The organism is Anaerosporobacter faecicola (assembly GCF_012070565.1).
Taxonomy (GTDB): Bacteria; Bacillota; Clostridia; order Lachnospirales; family Lachnospiraceae; genus Anaerosporobacter; species Anaerosporobacter faecicola.
On the sequence record NZ_JAAQRO010000040.1, the window covers coordinates 123,220 to 144,028 of the forward strand.

Here is a 20,809-nt window from a genome sequence, read left to right on the forward strand (position 1 = left end):
CTTCATTTTTTCTAGACGAGTCCAATGATTTGGTGTACCATGGTGTAGAGAGTTTCTATAAAAACAACAGATTCGAACAAAATGAAAATTAGAGCAAAACTAGGGAATCGAAAAATTAGATTATAGGAGGAGCATATGTCATTACAACTTATACTGGGGAGTTCTGGGGCAGGAAAATCCCATCGTTTGTATCAAGAGATTGTGTCGGATTCCTTGAAGAATCCAGAGACAAATTATCTGGTGATTGTACCAGAACAATTTACCATGCAGACGCAGAGAGATATGGTTGCGGCTCATCCGAATCATGGAATTATGAATATCGATATTCTTAGCTTTATGCGTCTTGCTTATCGGGTATTCGATGAATTAGGTGGACAAGATAAAACGGTCCTTGAAGATACAGGCAAGAGTATGATCTTACGGAAGATCGTGGAGCAGAAAAAAGAGGAGCTGCATATCTTTCAGAGTAATGTGAAAAAAAACGGATTCATTGATGAATTAAAATCGATGTTATCGGAAATCTATCAATATTGTATTACACCAGAACAATTGGAGCAAACGATTGAACAAGTAGAATCACGTCCTATGTTAAAGAGCAAGTTACAGGATATTCTAGTTGTTTATCGAGGTTTTCAAGATTATATAGAAGAAAAATATATTACTACAGAAGAGATATTAGATGTGTTGTATGACAAAGTAGAAGAGTCTACCTACGTTAAAGAATGCGTCATATGTTTCGATGGATTTACGGGATTCACACCTTCACAGACAAAATTACTAACAAAATTAATGCGTTTGTGTAAGAAGGTATATGTAACAGTTACCATTGATGAGAGAGAACAGTTTGCAGCGGACGAAGAATATCAATTGTTTCATATGAGTAAGAAGATGATTGCTTCGCTACAGGAAATAGCCATAGAACAGCAAGTACCAATGGAAAAACCATTGTGGATGGTAGGACAGGGAAAGGCGCGCACACCTTATCGATTCCTAGAAAGTCCGGGGCTTGCTGCACTGGAGAAGAATCTGTTCCGCTATCCAAGAGTGACTTATACAAAAGAAGTGGAGGATCTAAGTCTCCATGTGGCACAAAATCCAGCCAGTGAAGTTGCATTTACTATTGTTCAGATAAAGAAATTGATTCAGGAGCAAGGATATCGTTATAAGGATATTGCGGTAGTAAGTGGGGATATGGCAACTTACGGACGGATTATTGAGAATGATTATGAACAGGAGAAGATTCCATTTTTCATCGATCAGAAGAAAGGAATACTAGGAAATCCTGCGGTAGAATTAATTCGAAGCGTATTAGAAGTAACCCAAAGGGACTTCAGCTATGAATCCATGTTTCGTTATCTTCGTTGTGAAATGGTGGATATATCCAGAGAAGCGGTGGATAATCTGGAAAATTATGCGTTGGCTATGGGGATAAGAGGGTTCCATCTATGGACAAAGGAATGGGACCGTTCCTATCAGACACAAGGAGCAATCGATTTTATAAGATTAAATGAAAGTAGAAAAATGGCGTTAGCAGGTTTGGAACCTCTTCGCGAGGTATTAAAGAAAAAAGATTCTACCGTCCGTGAGATGACAACAGCAATCTGTATGTTTTTGGTTGAAAAACAGGTGGCAGCAAAATTAACCGGGTTCTCACAGGATTTTGATGTTATGGGGAAATTGAGTTTAGCCAAGGAATATCGCCAAGTATATGGTATGATTCTAGAATTATTTGATAAGATGGTTGAACTTCTTGGAGAAGAGACCATGTCCTTGGAGGAATACAGTAAACTATTGGATACAGGTTTTGAAGAGATCAAAGTAGGAATCATTCCACCAAGTATTGACCAGATTGTGGTGGGTGATATTGAAAGAACAAGACTGAAAGATATTAAAGCGTTATTCTTCCTTGGAGTAAATGATGGAATTATACCAAAATCCGCAGATGGTGGTGGATTGATATCCGATATGGAACGAGAATTGTTACTGAAACATGAGGTAGAGTTAGCACCAACAAAACGGCAAAAGACATTTACCGAACAGTTTTATCTATATCTGAATCTGACGAAACCAACAAAACACTTGTATATTACGTATAGTAAAGTTGGTATGGATGGAAAAGCAAAGAAGGCATCCTATCTGATAGGTAAGATGAAACAGATTTTTCCTAAACTGAAGGTGCAGGATTTTGCTTATGAGCAAGATCATTTGGAGACTATACTGGCTACAAGACAAGGAATTGGTTATCTGATCGATCGGATTCGAAGTTTTGCAGATACGAGTAAGCCAAAAGAAGGATTTGAATCTCCATTGGAAACACCTACATTTCAAGAGTTATACAGCTGGTATTGTCAGGATGAGGAAAGAAGAAAGAGTCTGGATTTGGTTATCCAGGGAGCGTTCTATGAACCAGACGCCAATTCCTTATCGAAAGCAGTAGCTCGAGCACTTTATGGAAGTGAGTTGAATGGAAGTGTTACCCGTTTAGAAAAATACGCGGCATGTGCATTTGCACATTTTATACGATATGGTTTAGGACTACTAGAACGGCAGGAATATCGTCTTGCTGTACCGGATATCGGGAATATCTTTCATAAAGCCATTGACCTCTTCTCAAAGAAAGTACAAAAAAGCGAGTATGAATGGTACTCCATACCAGATGAGGTAAGAGAACAATATACCAAAGAAGCAGTAGAGGAAGCTGCGGTTGATTATGGCAATCAGGTAATTCTCAGCAGCAAACGAAATGCATATATGTTAGCCAGAGTAATGCGTATTACCAAACGAACCATTTGGGCATTGTGTAAGCAGGTACGAAAAGGAAAGTTCCGTCCCGAAGCATTCGAATTGCAGTTCTCATTCCTTGACCACCTAGATTCGGTTCACGTTGCTTTATCAGAAGAGGAGAATATGCAGCTACAAGGAAGAATTGACCGGGTTGATATCTACGAAGAACCAGAGAAGAACAGACTTCTTGTGAAGGTGATTGATTATAAATCGGGCAATTCCGCACTGGATATGGGGCAGATCTATTACGGATTACAATTACAGTTAATGGTTTACCTCAGTGCTTCTATGGAAATGCAGCAGAAGAAGAATCCTGCGCATACCGTGGAGCCGGCAGGTGTATTCTACTACAATATCAATGATCCAATTGTTGATAAGACAGATGATGTGGATAGTGCCATTATGAAGGAACTACGAATGAATGGAATGGTTAATGCAGATATGAGCATAAGCAAATACATGGATACGTCATTTATGGAGGGGGAGGAGATTGCCGCCTCTGTTAAATCAGATGTAATTCCACTGGAAACCAATAAGGAAGGCTGGCCAACGAAACGTTCTGCAGTTGCTTCTAGCAGACAGTTTAAAGAGATGACGGACTATGTGAATCATAAAATTGTTGAGATTGGAAAAGAAATCTTAGAAGGACAAGCGGATGTGAATCCATATAAATTAGGGGAAAAGACTGCTTGTGATTATTGTGCGTTCCAGGGAATATGCGGGTTTGACGTGAAATTACCAGGAAATCGCTATCATCAATTGAAGAAGTTAGATAAGGAAGATGTATTTGCAAAGATGGAATGTCTACTAGGAAAGGAGGAAGAGTAAATGGCAGAGGTGACATGGACAAGTGACCAGCAGAAAGTAATTGACCTAAGAAAGCGGAATATTCTCGTATCTGCAGCAGCAGGTTCGGGAAAAACTGCAGTTTTGGTGGAACGAATTATTACAATGATTTCAGAAGGAGAGAATCCAATCGATGTTGATAAATTATTGATCGTAACATTTACCAATGCAGCAGCGGCAGAGATGCGGGAACGTATTCTTCAGGCAATTGAGAAGAAATTAGATCAAATGCCTGACAACAAACATCTGCAGAAACAGATGATGTTGATCCACAGTGCACAGATTACCACGATCCATAGCTTTTGTTTACAAGTGATTCGAAATCATTTTAATGTCATTGACTTGGACCCTTCTTTTCGTATTGCGGAAGATGCAGAGTTAACGCTTCTTCGTGTTGATGTGATGGAAGATCTGTTAGAAGATTGCTATGAGAAAGCAGAAGAAGACTTTACTACATTTGTAGAGTGTTATGCCAGCGGAAAGTCGGATAGCACATTAGAGGATTTGATTCTACAACTGTATCAATTTTCTATGAGTTATCCTTGGCCTCATGAATGGTTAGAGGAGAGAAAGCAACAGTTTGCCATTCATTCCATCGAAGAATTACAGGGACTAGATTGGATGAAAGGTTTGCTCTCGTATCTTAAATCAATGACACTTGATCTGGTACGTCGCAATGAGCAGGCGATAGGGATTGCACGCTCTGTAGCGGGACCACATATGTATGAGGATGCCCTGTTACAGGACGCAATTTTACTACAGGATATGCTGTCCGCTCGTTCGTATAATGAGTATGCACAGGTTCTTGCCTCTATTAAGTGGAAAGCCCTATCCCGTGCTAAGGATGAAGAAGTTAGTGATGAAAAACGAGAGCAGGTAAAGGCAATTCGTGATGAGATTAAGAAAGCGGTAACGGACCTGAAAAAGAATTATTTCTATCAGTCAGAAGAGGAAATGTTGTGTGATCTACAGGCAGTTGCACCAGTGATGAATGTTCTACTTGATCTTACCATGGAGTTTGGAAAGCGATATGCAAAAGCAAAAGAAGAGAAGAACATGGTAGACTTTAACGATCTGGAACATTTTGCCCTCAATATCTTGGTTAAGAAAGAGGAGAATGGGGAAGTTATTCCAACTTCTGTGGCAGATGAGTTAAGTGAATACTATGAAGAGATTCTAATTGATGAATACCAAGATAGTAATTTAGTACAGGAAACAATCCTAACGAGTATATCAAAAGAACGACTAGGACAAAACAATCGGTTCATGGTTGGTGATGTCAAACAGAGTATCTACAAATTCCGACTTGCTCGTCCAGATCTGTTCATGAAGAAGTTTGAAACCTATTCGCTAGAAGAAAGTGAAAATCAAAGGATTGATCTTCATGCAAATTTCCGTAGTCGAGCGGTAGTACTTGCCTGCACAAACTATATCTTTGAGCAGATTATGACAAAGCAGTTGGGTGAAATCGCATATGATGAGGATGCAGCATTGAATCCAGGTGCGGTATTCGCTCCATGTGAAACAGGAGAAATCTCTACTACAACGGAAGTTCTATTTGTCACAGATGAAGAGTTTAAGGAACAGGAAAAGAGACTGCAAGAGCAACAGGAAAAACAACAGCAGGGAGAACAAGGAGAATCTTCGAAAGCAAGCAATTCGTTGCAGCAGGATGAGGAGACAGATAAGGAAGAGGAAGAGTATACGGTACGCGAATTAGAGGCTAGAGCAATCGGTTTGCGCATTAAGGAATTAGTGAATCCAGAAACAGGGTTGCAGGTTTGGAATAAGGAGAAAAAATGTTATGAGACAGCAAGGTACGGGGATATTGTCATCTTGTTGCGTACCATGAGTGGCTGGTCACAAACATTTGTCGATACGCTGATGTCCATGGGGATTCCAGCATTTTCGGATACACAGTCAGGGTATTTTTCTACGGTAGAGATTCGTACAATATTGAATATGTTACGGGTAATCGATAACCCAAAACAAGATATTCCACTAACCGCCATATTGCATTCTAAGATGGTAGGATTGTCAACAACGGAATTAGCCATCATAAGAAAAAGCAAGGAAGACTGTGATATGTATGAAGCGGTGAAAGCATATGTGGAGGATAACACAGCAAATGTTGTTGGTGATAAGGAAGAGCAAGAGGGAACGAAGCAAGTACCAGAGGAACAAACAGCGGAGGAACAAGCAGTAGAGGAACAGGTTGTGAAGGAAATGAAGAGAAAACTTCGTCTCTTTTTGGAACGACTGGAGCAATATCGTGACTGTTTAGCTTACACTTCCATACATGAACTGATCTGGAAGATTGTACAAGAAACAGGATACTACAATTATGTGACCGCTATGCCAGCTGGAGATCGGAGAAAAGGAAATATCGATATGCTGATTGAACGTGCGGTACAATATGAATCGACCAGCTATCATGGGTTGTTCCAATTTGTTCGATACATTGAGAAACTGCACAAATACGATATTGATTTTGGTGAAGCAATTACAGTTGGAGAGGGAGAGGATACTGTTCGTATTATGAGTATTCATAAGAGCAAAGGTCTAGAATTCCCCATTGTATTCGTATCAGGCATGAGCAAAGCATTTAACAATCAGGATGCCAGAAGCAAACTTGTTCTACACCCTGATCTTGGGATTGGACCGGATTATGTAAACCCAGACCTTCGTATCAAGTCCCCTACTTTATTAAAGAAGTTCCTTCAAAAAAAGATTGTGCTTGAGAACCTAGGAGAAGAACTGCGTGTGCTTTATGTTGCATTAACACGTGCAAAAGAGAAATTAATTCTTACAGGCTATGTCCCTTCTATTGCAGATAAATTGAAGAAATGGGCTGATGGGAAGAATCAAGAGGAGCGTGCGTTACTTTTTCAAAAACTTGCTTCAGCAGGTACGTATTTTGACTGGATCATGCCAGCTTTGGTTCGACATAAAGATTGCTTTCCTTTATTAGAAAAGGAAGGAATCTCACCAGGAGTATGTCTAGAACCAAATGCCAAACGGGATCAGGAAGCAAGATTTCAGATAAGAATTGTTGATGTATTTCGAACGGTTGAAGAGGAAGTTGCACGACAGATTGTGGGGAACGAGAAGAAAAAGCAGCTGTTATCCTGGGATTCTACACAGATTTATGAAGAAGAGATTCACCAACAGATTAAGAAACATTTGCAGTATCAATATCCATACGAGAATGAGACAAAACTACACGCCAAGGTAACCGTATCTGAATTAAAGAGATTAGGACAGGAACTCGATGAAGAAGAGAGTGAATCTTTAATCAAGAGTGAATCGGCTGTTCAAGTAATAGAAACGATGGGGGAAATCCAACAAGATACAGACAAGAAGATTGAAACAGTTGCAGAGAACGTAGAACAGATGGAAACAATAGATCCAGAATTACTACCAAACTTTCTGTTGGAGAAAATACCTGTTCAAGGAGCAAGACGAGGAACGGTGTATCATAAAGTATTGGAGTGCATCGGAATCCTGAAAAAGCCTACACTCGAGAATGTTACATCTGAAATTAGCAGTTTAGTTGAAAAAGGAATCATAAAAAAAGAGGAAGCGGATGTGGTGAATCCATATGAGATCCAACGATTCATGAAAACAGATCTTGCAAAACGTGTGGAAGCGGCTCAAGGTAAGAACATCGTATATCGTGAACAGCAATTTGTATTCTCTGTTAAAGCAAATGAGATCCGACCTGACCTTACTAGCGAAGAGCCAATATTAGTACAAGGAATCATCGACTGCTTTTTTGAAGAAATGGGAGAAATCGTAATCGTCGACTATAAGACGGACCATGTACCAAAGGAAACAGGGGAGGACATCTTGCGTTCCCGTTATAAGGTGCAGTTGGATTACTACCAGAGAGCAATTGAACAGATTACAGGCAAGAAAGTGAAACAAAGAATCTTGTATTCCTTTGCACTTGGGAAGGAAGTAGAGGTTTAAAACATAAACTCTTGGAGATACTCTAGAGAACAAAGGGGATGCCCTGCGATGGCTAGGACATACTCCTTCGTTGATGAAACATAGTGATGTTGGGGCAAAAGTAATTTGACCCTAGTATTTCAACGGTTCAATAGCGTATAAGGAGAGTTTTATGACAAAGAAAAAGGAAAAACCAATTGACTTGAATAACATTAAGCCAGAAGAGCAGTTAAAATATGAAGTGGCAGAGGAACTTGGATTATTGCCAAAGGTATTGGAAACTGGCTGGAAATCGTTATCAGCAAAAGAATCGGGAAGAATTGGTGGTATCATTACTAGAAAGAAAAAACAGATGAAGCAGGAAGCTTTGTTAAGAGAAGGACAAAATGAAGAATCCTCTTTATCGTAATACTTGCGTTGTTTTTATATTGTTAGTATAATAAGTAGCAGTAAAGGACGATAACGATGTAACTCGTCCATATACGCTACTTGAGGTGGGGTCAAATTGGCGCCGTCGTTCTACGACAATGAATTGGAAAAAGGTGAATAGATGCAGGCATATACAGGATTTGCACAGGTTTATGATATGTTTATGGATAACATTCCATATGATGACTGGTGTAGGTATTTAACGGAATTACTAGCGGAATATGGTGTCAAGGATGGAATCGTTCTTGATCTAGGCTGTGGGACAGGTAATGTTACAGAACGGCTTTCGAAAAAAGGCTACGATATGATTGGAATTGATAATGCAGAAGAGATGCTTTCTATTGCAATGGAGAAAGCGATGGATCAGGGAGATTCCATCTTATATCTATTACAGGATATGAGGGAGTTTGAATTATATGGTACCGTTTCTGCTGTTGTAAGCATTTGTGATAGTATGAACTATATCATGGAAGAAGATGACCTACGCGAGGTTTTTCGTCTAGTGAATAATTACTTAGATCGTCAGGGGATATTTATCTTTGATATGAATACCGAATATAAGTACGAAACAATATTGGCAAATAATACCATAGCAGAAAATCGACCAAATGGTAGCTTTATCTGGGACAATTACTACTATCCAGAGGAAAAAGTCAATGAGTATGACTTGACCATCTATGTGAAGGAAGATTTCGGAGAAGAAAATGAGACAGATCTAGACGATGAAAATGAGGAAGAGTACGAAGAAGATGGCGAGGTATTCTATCGATTTGACGAAAAGCACTACCAAAAAGCATATTCCCTTGATACCGTGAAACGTTTAATAGAGGAAGCAGGAATGGAATTCGTCAATGCATTTGATGCATTTACCCATGATCCGGTGACACCAACAAGCGAAAGAATCTATATCATAGCAAGAGAAAAGCGCCAGGAACATAAGTACTACACAGAGGAGTAGGGTTTAGTAGGAGTAAGAGTAAGCCTATGAAGGAAATACGTTAGAAAGAATGGAGATTATTATGTCAGATTATATTGTTAGAGCAACCGCTGCCAATAACCAAATTCGTGCATTTGCAGCTACTACGAGAGATTTGGTTGAGGAAGCCAGATCCCGTCATAATACGAGTCCAGTTGCAACAGCGGCACTTGGCAGACTGCTAACAGCAGGAAGTATGATGGGAAGTATGATGAAAGGTGAGAAAGATCTACTTACTTTACAAATCAAGTGCAGTGGCCCTATCGGTGGTTTAACGGTAACAGCGGATTCGAAGGCAAATGTGAAAGGATATGTAAATAATCCAGAAGTTATGTTGCCTCCGAATGAAAAAGGAAAATTAGACGTGGGCAAAGCACTAGACCTTGGTGTTATGAATGTGATCAAGGATATGGGATTAAAAGAACCATATGTGGGACAAACCCATTTGGTTTCAGGTGAAATTGCAGAAGACTTAACCTATTACTATGCAACAAGTGAACAAGTTCCATCTTCTGTTGCATTAGGGGTCTTAATGAATAAGGATAATACCGTTCGTCGTGCAGGTGGATTTATCATACAATTAATGCCATTCGCAGATGAAGAAGTTATTGACAAGTTAGAGAAGAAGATTAAAGAAATCACTTCGATCACTGCTCTCTTGGACCAAGATATGACGCCTGAGATGATCTTAGAGCATGTACTTGGGGATTTTGGAGTTGAGTTCTTTGAAACGATTCCTACCAAATTTGATTGTAACTGTTCGAAAGAACGTGTAGAAAAAGCAATTGTTAGCATTGGAAAGAAAGATATTCAAGCAATGATTGATGATGGAGAACCAATTGAAGTAAACTGCCATTTCTGTAATTCTCATTATACCTATACAATTGAAGAGTTAAAAGAAATCATAAAAAGAAGCAGGTAAACTTACATGTAAGAAAGCGCCTATCAACTTGTGTTGGTGGGCGTGCTTTATTCTATAATAGGAAAGTCCTCTGACTTTCCTATTATAGAACCCTATGGGGCATACGTTTGTGAAACATGTAATGCATGACATAGCTCATTCGAACACACTTTCATATGCAAAGCTTGAATTTATATATATGTACGAAGGAAGATAAAAGGATAATTTATTAAGAAAACACGTAGAAAGGAAATTATTATGAGAGAGTTAAAAGAAAAATATGTTTTCGGAAGAAATGCATTTCGTACATTTGAAGAAGGAATGGAGAAAGAATGGTTATTAACCAATGGGATTGGTGGCTTTGCGAATCAATCAATCATTGGTGCCAATACACGAATCTACAGTGGATATCTGATCGCTTCCCTTGAAGCTCCTGTAGATCGAATGATGATCTTCCCTGGAACACATGAAATGGTTACTGTAGAGGGAAAAGAGATTGATCTTACAGCACAGGAATATATTAAAGAATGGAAACGAGGTTATACGTATCTCAATCGCTTTACGTTAGATATTCTGCCTACTTATACATATCAGATCAATGATTTGTGTATGAAGAAGACCATTGCGATGGAGCATGGAAAGAATACTAGTGTCGTATGCTACGAGATTACCAATGGAATGAAAGAAGCAACCTTGGCTATTACACCAATGTTTACCTATCGAGATTTTGGAGGGACCAAAGAGCGGGCAGAATTGAAATTTCAAAAGGTATTTCGTAATTATCCGGGTTCACAAGATAAGAAGTATCTGGCGCTTATACCGGAAGAGAATAGAGAAATCACCATTGGCTTCTATGCATCAGAAGGTACATATTATGACCGTTCCCAGAAACCAGTTTCCATGGCAACACCAAATTATCTGATTGAGGAAAATCAAGTATATCCCATCGATCAGCGTACGGGTTTCTTAGGTGTGGATAACCACATAACCCCATATGATGTGATTGTAACGCTTGCTCCATATGAGACGAAACGGTTTTATCTCAAATGTACCATTGAAATAATGGATGACAAAGACGGATTTGATATAGCAGAGGAGTATCGGGATCGAATGATGCAATTATTAGATCAGGTACCTTATCAGACATCATTAACGCGACGACTTGCATGGGGAGCAGATGCATTTCTAGTTGATCGTAAATCCACAGGACATAAGACCATTCTAGCTGGTTATCCATGGTTTGCAGACTGGGGAAGAGATACGATGATCGCACTGCAAGGACTGACGATGGCAACGGGAAGATATGAAGATGCACGTTCTGTGTTGGAATCCTTTTCTTATTATGTAAGTGAAGGAATGATTCCAAATGTATTTCCTAACAATGGAAAAGAAGAACCGAGATACAATACCATTGATGCATCGTTGTGGTATTTTTATTCGGTGGATCGGTATTTGTCATATACAGGAAACGAAGAGGATTATACTTTTATAAAAGAAAAGATCTATCCATATTTAAAGCAGATTATCACAGCATACAAAGAGGGTACACGATATGGAATCCATATGGATACGGATTATCTCATTGAAGGAGGAAGTGACTTTGACCAATTAACCTGGATGGACGTTCGCGTGGGTGACTTAGTTGTAACACCGCGGCATGGAAAAGCGGTTGAGATTAATGCGTTATGGTATAATGCCCTAAAAGTAATGGAGAAGTTAGCAATTAAGTTTGGGGAAGATTCTGCACAATATTGTGGATTAGCATCCCTCGTAAAGGCATCCTTTGTGGATAAGTTCTGGAATAAGGAGGATTGTTGTCTCTTTGATGTAATTGAGAAAAAAGACGGAGTGGAGATTCCAGATTCAAAGATTAGACCAAATCAGATCTGGGCGGTATCCCTTCCCTACACAATGCTACCAGAAGAAAAAGAAATGCAGGTTGTAAATCGGGTATATCATGATCTATATACGCCATATGGAATTCGTTCCTTATCCAATCATGATCCCGCGTATAAGAAACAATACATTGGGAAATTGATCAACAGGGATCTTGCTTACCATATGGGAACTGCGTGGGCTTATATATCAGGTGCATTTATTACTGCGTATTGTAAGGTGAATAAACATAGCAAAGATGCGGTGCTTCATGCAAAAGAGATGTGCGAATATTTCGAAGATCATATGCAGGATGGATGCTTAAGCGGAATTGCAGAGATTTTTGATGGGGATAATACTTGTACTAGTCGAGGTTGTTATACACAAGCCTGGAGCGTGGGAGAAATTCTGCGTGCATATACAGAAGATGTACTTCCGTATCTATCTTGACAACATTTGTCGGTTCAATCATGTTTTCCTTTTGAGAAAAACATGGTATGATTAACAATAGGATTTACTGGAAAAGGATTTTCTACTGGTGTTTTGCTGTCACAGGAACCCAGTAGGAAATCCATGTATCTTTCGTTGGATATATAGGGCTATACTAGATAAGTTAATAATGGAGGAAAGAAAAATGAATACAGTAGAATATATCGTAGAAACAATTGGAAAGTTAGTAAACATACCAAGTCCTTCGGGATTCGCCCACAAAGCGATTGCATTTGTTAAAGAGGAAGCAGAACGCTTCGGCTTTACTTGTGATTTAAATCAAAAAGGTGGCTTAATAATTCATGTGCCTGGAAAGGTAGAGGAAACCATTGGTCTTTCTGCACATGTGGATACGTTGGGGGCAATGGTCCGTTCCATAAATAGTGATGGTACCCTTCGTTTTACTAGTGTAGGTGGTTTTACGATGCAGAGTATTGAAGGCAGTTACTGTACGATTCACACAAGAGACGGAAAAGAATATACAGGAACTATTTTAGCGAACAGTCCTTCTGTACATACCTTTGATGATGCCAGAACATTGGAACGAAAAGAAGCAAATATGCACATTCGCATTGATGAAATTGTGAAGAAGGACGAAGATGTGAAAGCCTTAGGAATTGAAACGGGAGATTATGTGAGTTTTGATCCAAAGTTCTCCTATACAGAGTCTGGTTTTATCAAATCAAGACATCTAGATGACAAAGCTAGTGTAGGTGTACTTTTAGGGTTACTTAAAGATATGTCTGAAGAAAATAAAACACCGGAGAAGAACATTGAAATCCTGATTAGCAACTATGAGGAAGTAGGATTCGGTGCAAGCTATCTACCTGCCAACATCACCGAATTCCTTGCAGTTGATATGGGGGCTTTAGGAGATGATTTGAACGGTACAGAGTATGCTGTTTCTATCTGTGCGAAGGATTCTACGGGACCATACGATTATGAGTTAACAACAAGATTGGTACAGATAGCAAAAGAAAAGAAATTAGATTATGCTATAGATATCTTCCCACACTACGGTTCAGATGTATCTGCTGCTTATCATGGTGGCAATAACATTAAGGGTGCATTAATTGGACAAGGAATTCATGCTTCCCATGGTATGGAGAGAACACATAAAACAGCATTAAAGAATACGTTAGAATTACTAAAGGGATATGTACTATAACTTGCAAAGTATTTCGTACTTGTGTTGTAAATCAGTATGGGTAGTTGAAGCAAAAAACAAGATAGGTCGGTAAATAGGAGGATAGAAGAGATGAATATTACAGAACGCTTTTTACATTATGTTAGTTTTCACACAACATCAGATCCAACTAGTACATCGGTTCCTAGTACGGAAAGACAAAAAGTACTTGGGGCTGCATTAGTGGAAGAGATGAAGAAGATGGGAATTACCGATGCCATGATGGATCAGTATGGATACGTGTATGGTACCATTGAAGCTACCAAAGGATATGAAGAAAAACCATATATTGGTTTGATTGCACATATGGATACATCCGATGCAATTTCAGGTGAAAATATTCAGGCAAGAATTGTTAAGAACTATGATGGGAAGGATATTCTACTAAATAAAGAGAAGAATATTGTTATGCGCACGAAAGAATTTGCTCATCTATTAGATTATGTTGGACAAGACTTAATTGTTACAGATGGTACAACGTTGCTAGGTGCTGACGATAAAGCGGGAATAGCAGAAATCTTAACACTAGCAGAAACCCTTTTATCTTCTGATGAAATCCCTCATGGTAGAATTCGAATTGGATTTACACCAGATGAAGAGATTGGAGCAGGAGCAGACCATTTTGATGTAGAGAACTTCAATGTTGATTTTGCTTATACCGTAGATGGAGGAAAATTAGGAGAATTGGAGTATGAAAACTTCAATGCGGCTAGTGCAAAAGTAATTGTACATGGTGTGAATATCCATCCAGGGGAAGCAAAGAATAAGATGAAAAATGCAATTCTTATGGGAATTGAATTCAATGGAATGTTGCCACCTCATGAAATCCCTGCTTGTACAGAAGGCTACGAAGGATTTGAACACTTAGCTTCTATAACAGGAAATGAAGAAGAAACCACACTGGAGTATATCATTCGAGATCATGATATGGAGAAATTCCAAGCGAAGAAAGCGATGTTTGAAAAGATCACTGCGTACCTTAATGACAAGCACGGAGAAGGAACCTATGAACTGCAAATAAAAGATAGTTATTATAACATGAAAGAAAAGATTGCAAATCATATGGAGATTGTGGATCGTGCGAAACAAGCAATGGAGAAGGTTGGTGTAGAACCAATTGTTGTACCGATTCGTGGTGGTACAGATGGTGCTCGTTTATCCTATATGGGGCTTCCTTGTCCAAATCTATCGACAGGTGGTCATAATTTCCATGGTCGATATGAGTATATACCTGTACAATCTTTGGAGAAAATGGTGCAAGTTTTACAAGAAATAATAAAAGCATAGCAAAAAAAATCATGTTCTGCTATAATAGGCTATGATTAAGTGAAGTAAAGTGCTGCAGTGATAAAATATTTGGAGTATGGAGGTAGAGATTATGTTTTCATTTGATGAAATCAAATTAAGTGATCCTGAGCTAGCAGAAGCAATGAAGAAGGAATTCAACCGACAGGAAGACCACATTGAATTAATAGCTTCTGAGAACTTTGTTAGTAAGGCGGTAATGGCAGCCATGGGCAGTCCATTAACTAATAAGTATGCAGAAGGATATCCTGGAAAAAGATATTATGGTGGATGTGAGTTTGTTGATATTGCAGAAGAATTAGCGATTAATCGTGCCAAACAGTTATTCGGCTGTACGTATGCCAATGTACAACCTCACTCTGGTGCACAAGCAAATATGGCAGTATTCTTTGCTTTAGTAAAACCAGGTGACACAGTTATGGGGATGAGTCTAGCGGATGGCGGACACTTAACACATGGAAGTCCAGTTAATATGTCAGGAACCTATTTCCATATCGTTTCTTATGGAGTAGATGAGAACGGATTTATTGATTATGATGCAGTGCGTAAGATCGCATTAGAAAATAAACCGAAATTAATTGTAGCAGGTGCAAGTGCATATCCTAGAAAGATTGATTTTAAGAAATTTAGAGAGATTGCAGATGAAGTTGGTGCATTCTTAATGGTTGATATGGCTCACATTGCAGGGTTAGTAGCGGCAGGTCTTCATGAGAGTCCAATTCCATATGCACATGTGACAACAACTACAACACATAAAACATTACGTGGACCAAGAGGCGGTATGATCTTATCCAGCGAAGAATTTGCAACAGAACATAAATTAAACAAAGCAATCTTCCCTGGAATTCAAGGTGGTCCATTGATGCATGTAATTGCTGCAAAAGCAGTATGTTTTAAAGAAGCATTGGATCCAAGCTTCAAGGAATATGCGAAGAACATTGTAGACAATGCGAAAGCCCTAGCAGATGGTTTAATGAACAGAGGATTCAAGCTTGTATCTAATGGTACCGATAATCATCTGATGTTAGTGGATCTTCAGAATATGGGTGTTACAGGAAAAGAAACGGAAAAATTATTAGATGCAGCCAATATTACATGTAATAAGAATGCCATTCCAAATGATCCTGCCTCTCCTTTCATTACAAGTGGTATCCGTCTTGGAACAGCAGCGGTTACAACAAGAGGAATGAAAGCAGCAGATATGGATCAAATTGCAGAAGCTATTTCGTTACTAGTAAAAGATGTGGATGCCAACAAGGAACAGGCAATGGCAATTGTAAAAGCGCTGACAGATCGTTATCCTTTGTATAAATTAAACGTTTAAGAAATGATAACCTTGGAACCAATGGAAAAAGAACAAGAAAATAGTCGCAATCGAGCGCGTTATTTTCTTGTTCTTTTTTTATTTTTCTTTATTTGTTTAGTTTCACAGTCTAATTTACAAATAAAAAACGCACATTAAAAACTAAAAATTAGAAATTTCGAAAATTAGCGAAAAAAACTCTTGACACATTGGTAAAAATGTGTAAAAATTAGAGATAAGAAGGGGAAATGGTATACAATGTGTATAACGTCTGAGGAGGTAAAGATTTGAGGAAGATATCAACTGCAATTATGGCGGCAATTACAGCATGCGTATTAATTGTATCTATTCTCGTAGGAAGTATTAATGGCTTTTTAAGCTATAAGACATTGGGTAAAGAAGCAGAGGAAAAGCTCTCGGCAATGTCAAAGCAGTACTCGAATCAAATGGATTTGAACTATAAGGGGATACAAGAGATCGTTTCTGGTATGGCGAGTTATTTTAGTGCTAATTACGATTATTCACAGATCAGAAGCATCGACTATAATAAAGCCTTCATGGATGGGATGTATAAGTACATACAAGTAATTGAGAGCAATATTACAGATATGGATGTTTTACGGCTTTATGCATATGGAAATCCAACGAAGATTGGAGCCTTATGTACGGCAATAAGCGAAGGCGGAAAACGAATTATCACAGACACCGAAGAAGAATACCAGTCTTTTAGCTCAAGAAAAGATAAAAAATGGAATTTTTACAACGAAACATTGAAGAACAATAAAGCGACTTGGTTGAATCCTTATGAGGATGAGGAATTGGGGCGTGAAGTAATTAGTTATACCCAACCAGTTTATGTGGACAAGAATGTTACTGGAGTTGTTGGATTAGTCATATCTTTTGAGGAATTTAAGAATCTTGTGACTTCAATCAAACCTTATAACAATGGATATGCATTTTTAGTAGACTCCTATCAAAGATATGTTGTTCATGATACCTATACCAAGGAAGATAAGCTTAAAGATACGGGCTTTGATAAATTAACGGAGCTTATGGAAAACGAGGATTCTGGGCTAACGAAAATGGTCGTTGACCAGGATATGTCTTATGTGGCATATTCCAAATTAACCAATGGGTATACACTTGTGTTGGTAACACCAGTAAAAGATGTAATGAGTAATATCGTAGATATGTTGATCAAATGTGTAATGCTTGTTGCACTTTGTATCGTTGTTTGTATTATCATTGCATTTATCTTAGGTAAGAAGATCTCTACTCCAATAACGAAGGTTACAAAGGATATAGAGTTGGCCAAAGATGGGAACTTTACAAGTAAAAATTATCTACCGTATCTGAAAAAGAAGGATGAGACAGGTAAATTAGCGAGAGCATTAGATAAATTGCAGATATCTATGGGACAAACTGTTACAAAAGTAAGCAGTAACAGCGTGGTGGTTACAGATTCTGCGCATCACTTGAATCATACAATTAACTCTTTAGTGGATGAAGTAAGTAATATAACGGCAACCGTACAACAATTATCAGCCGGTATGCAACAGACAGAAAGTACGGCAATCACATTAGGAGATGCTTCTGAGCGTATGATCCACCATATCGATACAATGGATCATAAGAACAAAGAAGGAGTAACAACAGCAGATACGATCCGTACAAGAGCGGTACAATTAAAGCAAGAAGCAATTGCATCAGCAAATCAAGCGGAAGATATTTGTAAAGCAACAGAAGAAAAATTACAATCAGCTATTGATGAATCAAAACAAGTACAGCAAATTAATGAATTGACGAAAGCAATTCTAGACATAGCAGATCAAACGAGTTTATTATCTCTTAATGCATCTATTGAAGCAGCTAGAGCAGGGGAATTCGGAAGAGGCTTTTCTGTTGTAGCAGATGAGATTAGAAGTTTGGCTGACAATTCGGAACAGACAGCATTACAGATACAAGATATCACTAAGAATGTGATTGTATCCGTTAATAATCTCTGTGAAAGTGCCAATGAGGTACTAAGTTTTATGGATACTCATGTAAAAGATACCTATCAGAAATTAATTCAAATGAGTGAGCAGTATCATACAGATTCAACAGATATGCGTGAAATCTTAGAGGATATTGCGGTGGTATCAAAGAATATTTTCAATGAGATTGAAGCGTTGTTAAAATCCTTCAGCGAATTATCCCGTGCGACATCGGAAGGTGCGAATGGAGTACAGAGTATTTCAAAGAATGCTGAAGACGTTTCAAATCATACAAGAGAGGTTGAGCTTGAAGCCAACCGCTTGAATGTGATAGCCAAAGAATTAAGCGGTGCTATCGAAGTATTTACGGTTTAAATGCGAAAGCATTTAAATAAATTCCTTTTATATTTCCTTTTATATGAACAACTTTTGTTGCCATGAATTATGACGAAAAACGGGCTGTCACCCCTAGAGACAGCCCGTTTTTTCTGCCCTTATACAAAGGAAATAATGAAGTATAAATAGCATAAAACACGTGAATTATAGAATAAGTTGAAAGGTTGTTCCGCCTCCAGGGGTATCAGATACAAGAATAGTTCCCTGGTGAGCATCTATAATTTCCTTAGCAATGGAAAGACCCAGACCGAAATGTTCTTTTGTAGAACGGGAGGAATCCTCTCGGTAGAAGCGGTCAAAAATATGTTGTTTGGCTTCATCTGATATTCCAATGCCTTGATCAACAATAGATAAATAAAAATGCCCTGTGGTGTAGTATAATTTTAGAGTTATGGTTCCGTTAGGATTGGAATAGGATAGGGCATTACTTAATAAAATGGAAAGCACTTGTGAGATCCGTTGGGGATCACAAGTACAGGTTGGGATGGAGGCATCGGGGAGACAGATTTTTAGTGTCAGGTGATGTTTACAGGCAAGTGGTTCGAAAGCTTCATAGGTATCCAGTAGGAGTGTATCAAGTTCCACCCTTTTCATAGTGAAGGACCAGGTCTGGCTATCGGCTCTAGCAAGAGTCAACATATCATTCACCAAAGTAGACATACGCTTGCTTTCTGTTGCAATGGTATGTAAAAATTGATCGCGCATATCTTCATTGGAGCCCTCCATGGCAGATAGAGAAGAGAGAATGACAGCCAAAGGAGTACGAAGCTCATGAGAAGCAGCAGCGATAAATGTGGTTTGTTGCTCTTGAGAACTTTGAATAGGTTGCAATAATTTCTTCGTAAAAAACAGAGAGACTGCAAATAGCAGAAGAACACCACAGCCATCTAGCAATAAGAAATACAATCGTTGCCCTTTTAATTTCTGTTGTAATCCTTTTGTTGAATAAAGTAAAATAGATGTTACAGTATGCTTGTTTTGAGTAATCTGGCTGATGGATACATAATAAGGGTGATCGGAATCCATTTTATAAGGAAATTCTTTATGAATGGAAGAAGTAGTACCTACCCCAGTGGTCTCCGTAAAATCTAAACGTTGGGTCTTGAATAAGGAATCAAACAGTTTCTGCAACTCTTCAGTATGTGCGGTATTATTGTAGGATAAGGGAGTTTCATTATCATAGATCGCAATTCGATATTTCCCATTTTGTTCAATCTTCGATAGCCAATCATAGGAGATGATCGTTTGCTGTTCCAGATTGGCAACATATGTATTCATTTCGCCGCAGAAAGAGAGGTAGGAGGTATTTGCTAGATCCTTCTCTGATAGATACAGATAGAGAAAAGACATCGTTAATAAAATGCTACCTGAGATACCAGTGAATAAAAAAGCAAATCGTAGGTTTAGCCTATGAAATATTCGCCGATGTTTATTTAAACCAGGTTTCTTTTTGTCTGTTCTTCTCATTCTAGTGCCTCCAATTGATAACCAATCCCCCGCAAAGTTTTAATTGTAATGGTTGTACTAACAGATTTTAATCTCCGCCGAATAAAATGTATGTAGTTATCCAGATTTCCATCTTCAATGTCTGCGTAAGGTCCCCATACTTTAGTAAGAAGAGTTTCACGAGGAAGAATCTGTGTGCTATTATGTAAAAAGAACTCCATTAACGCGCCTTCTTTATTGGATAATGTACACGTACCCAATGGACCTTTTAGCACATTCGTGGTAGGAGAATAGGTTAAGTTATGATAAGTAAGGACATCCGTTTCTTTCCATTGCCTTGGCCTACGGTTGATACTTCTAATTCGTGCAAGAAGCTCCTCAATTGCAAAGGGTTTTACCATATAATCGTCCGCCCCAGCGTCTAAGCCAATAATCTTATCGTCTAATTCGCCAAGGGCGGTAAGAATAATTACTGGAGTGGTATTATTTTTTTCGCGTAGTCGCTTAAGTAATGTAATTCCATCAATATGAGGAAGCATACGGTCTAATAAAATCAAATCATATATATTCTGTTTAAAATAAGAGAGAGCATCTTCGCCATCCATACAGGTATCAACAAGAAAACCGTGGTTCTTAAGTTGATAAGCAGTGGAGAAACATAGTTGTTCATCATCTTCAATCAAAAGAATTCGCATACTGCACACAACCTTTCCTTTGTATTCGTTTCATTTCTTTTAGTGTAACATAGTTTCCTCTATTTTAAATCTAAAAATAGTGAACATTGTTCGTATCCTCTAAAAAAATATTATATCGAAAAATATAACTTTTTTTAGAGATAAATTAAAGATAACTATGATAGTCTTAACAATGTCCAAAGGATAACAGACAAATTTGTTAATGAGATGTCCAAAGAATGTGTTCGAACCAATAGGGAAACCATTGATTA

The 20,809-nt window shown here is 38.4% G+C and carries 12 protein-coding genes; 10 read left to right on the forward strand and 2 right to left on the reverse strand.

Annotation, left to right across the window (positions count from 1 at the left end; all coding sequences use genetic code 11):
- The first annotated feature begins 135 nt into the window (after window positions 1–135).
- From addB to HBB17_RS17000, 10 genes are all read left to right on the forward strand, one after another.
- Window positions 136–3,612 (forward strand): helicase-exonuclease AddAB subunit AddB, encoded by a 3,477-nt coding sequence (gene addB, locus HBB17_RS16955; RefSeq protein ID WP_167958677.1) that lies wholly within the window; start codon window positions 136–138, stop codon window positions 3,610–3,612.
- Window positions 3,613–7,602 carry a UvrD-helicase domain-containing protein gene (locus HBB17_RS16960; RefSeq protein ID WP_167958678.1) on the forward strand — a complete coding sequence of 1,330 codons (3,990 nt, stop codon included), beginning with the start codon at window positions 3,613–3,615 and terminating at the stop codon, window positions 7,600–7,602.
- Between the two features lie 151 nt (window positions 7,603–7,753).
- Window positions 7,754–7,990, forward strand: coding sequence for a small, acid-soluble spore protein, alpha/beta type (locus HBB17_RS16965; RefSeq protein ID WP_167958679.1), 237 nt, complete (start codon window positions 7,754–7,756; stop codon window positions 7,988–7,990).
- A 141-nt stretch (window positions 7,991–8,131) separates the two neighbouring features.
- Window positions 8,132–8,968 (forward strand): class I SAM-dependent DNA methyltransferase, encoded by an 837-nt coding sequence (locus HBB17_RS16970; protein WP_167958680.1) that lies wholly within the window; start codon window positions 8,132–8,134, stop codon window positions 8,966–8,968.
- A 61-nt stretch (window positions 8,969–9,029) separates the two neighbouring features.
- The gene (hslO, locus tag HBB17_RS16975; protein ID WP_167958713.1) at window positions 9,030–9,908 is read left to right on the forward strand and encodes an Hsp33 family molecular chaperone HslO; all 879 of its coding nucleotides are present in this window, start codon (window positions 9,030–9,032) and stop codon (window positions 9,906–9,908) included.
- Between the two features lie 237 nt (window positions 9,909–10,145).
- Window positions 10,146–12,212 (forward strand): amylo-alpha-1,6-glucosidase, encoded by a 2,067-nt coding sequence (locus HBB17_RS16980; protein ID WP_167958681.1) that lies wholly within the window; start codon window positions 10,146–10,148, stop codon window positions 12,210–12,212.
- Window positions 12,213–12,396: 184 nt separating this feature from the next.
- Window positions 12,397–13,419 carry a M42 family metallopeptidase gene (locus tag HBB17_RS16985; RefSeq protein WP_167958682.1) on the forward strand — a complete coding sequence of 341 codons (1,023 nt, stop codon included), beginning with the start codon at window positions 12,397–12,399 and terminating at the stop codon, window positions 13,417–13,419.
- A 90-nt stretch (window positions 13,420–13,509) separates the two neighbouring features.
- Window positions 13,510–14,724, forward strand: coding sequence for a peptidase T (gene pepT / locus HBB17_RS16990; protein ID WP_167958683.1), 1,215 nt, complete (start codon window positions 13,510–13,512; stop codon window positions 14,722–14,724).
- A gap of 91 nt (window positions 14,725–14,815) precedes the next feature.
- The gene (glyA, locus tag HBB17_RS16995) at window positions 14,816–16,066 is read left to right on the forward strand and encodes a serine hydroxymethyltransferase (RefSeq protein ID WP_167958684.1); all 1,251 of its coding nucleotides are present in this window, start codon (window positions 14,816–14,818) and stop codon (window positions 16,064–16,066) included.
- A 266-nt stretch (window positions 16,067–16,332) separates the two neighbouring features.
- On the forward strand, window positions 16,333–18,396 hold the full coding sequence (locus HBB17_RS17000) for a methyl-accepting chemotaxis protein (protein WP_167958685.1): 2,064 nt from the start codon (window positions 16,333–16,335) through the stop codon (window positions 18,394–18,396).
- A 165-nt stretch (window positions 18,397–18,561) separates the two neighbouring features.
- On the opposite strand, the gene HBB17_RS17005 is transcribed toward HBB17_RS17000, so the two are convergent.
- Together HBB17_RS17005 and HBB17_RS17010 are read right to left on the reverse strand one after the other, a co-directional pair.
- Window positions 18,562–19,884 (reverse strand): sensor histidine kinase, encoded by a 1,323-nt coding sequence (locus HBB17_RS17005; RefSeq protein ID WP_167958686.1) that lies wholly within the window; start codon window positions 19,882–19,884, stop codon window positions 18,562–18,564.
- The gene (locus HBB17_RS17010) at window positions 19,881–20,558 is read right to left on the reverse strand and encodes a response regulator transcription factor (protein ID WP_167958687.1); all 678 of its coding nucleotides are present in this window, start codon (window positions 20,556–20,558) and stop codon (window positions 19,881–19,883) included. The genes HBB17_RS17005 and HBB17_RS17010 overlap by 4 nt, the downstream gene beginning before the upstream one ends.
- Between the last annotated feature and the right edge of the window lie 251 nt (window positions 20,559–20,809).

Coding starts and splice junctions, on each gene's coding strand:
- HBB17_RS16980 (WP_167958681.1), top strand. CDS start 10,146: ATGAGAGAGTTAAAAGAAAAATATGTTTTCGGAAGAAATGCATTTCGT.
- HBB17_RS17010 (WP_167958687.1), bottom strand. CDS start 20,558: ATGCGAATTCTTTTGATTGAAGATGATGAACAACTATGTTTCTCCACT.
- addB (WP_167958677.1), top strand. CDS start 136: ATGTCATTACAACTTATACTGGGGAGTTCTGGGGCAGGAAAATCCCAT.
- HBB17_RS16985 (WP_167958682.1), top strand. CDS start 12,397: ATGAATACAGTAGAATATATCGTAGAAACAATTGGAAAGTTAGTAAAC.
- hslO (WP_167958713.1), top strand. CDS start 9,030: ATGTCAGATTATATTGTTAGAGCAACCGCTGCCAATAACCAAATTCGT.
- glyA (WP_167958684.1), top strand. CDS start 14,816: ATGTTTTCATTTGATGAAATCAAATTAAGTGATCCTGAGCTAGCAGAA.
- HBB17_RS16970 (WP_167958680.1), top strand. CDS start 8,132: ATGCAGGCATATACAGGATTTGCACAGGTTTATGATATGTTTATGGAT.
- HBB17_RS17005 (WP_167958686.1), bottom strand. CDS start 19,884: ATGAGAAGAACAGACAAAAAGAAACCTGGTTTAAATAAACATCGGCGA.
- HBB17_RS16960 (WP_167958678.1), top strand. CDS start 3,613: ATGGCAGAGGTGACATGGACAAGTGACCAGCAGAAAGTAATTGACCTA.
- HBB17_RS16965 (WP_167958679.1), top strand. CDS start 7,754: ATGACAAAGAAAAAGGAAAAACCAATTGACTTGAATAACATTAAGCCA.
- pepT (WP_167958683.1), top strand. CDS start 13,510: ATGAATATTACAGAACGCTTTTTACATTATGTTAGTTTTCACACAACA.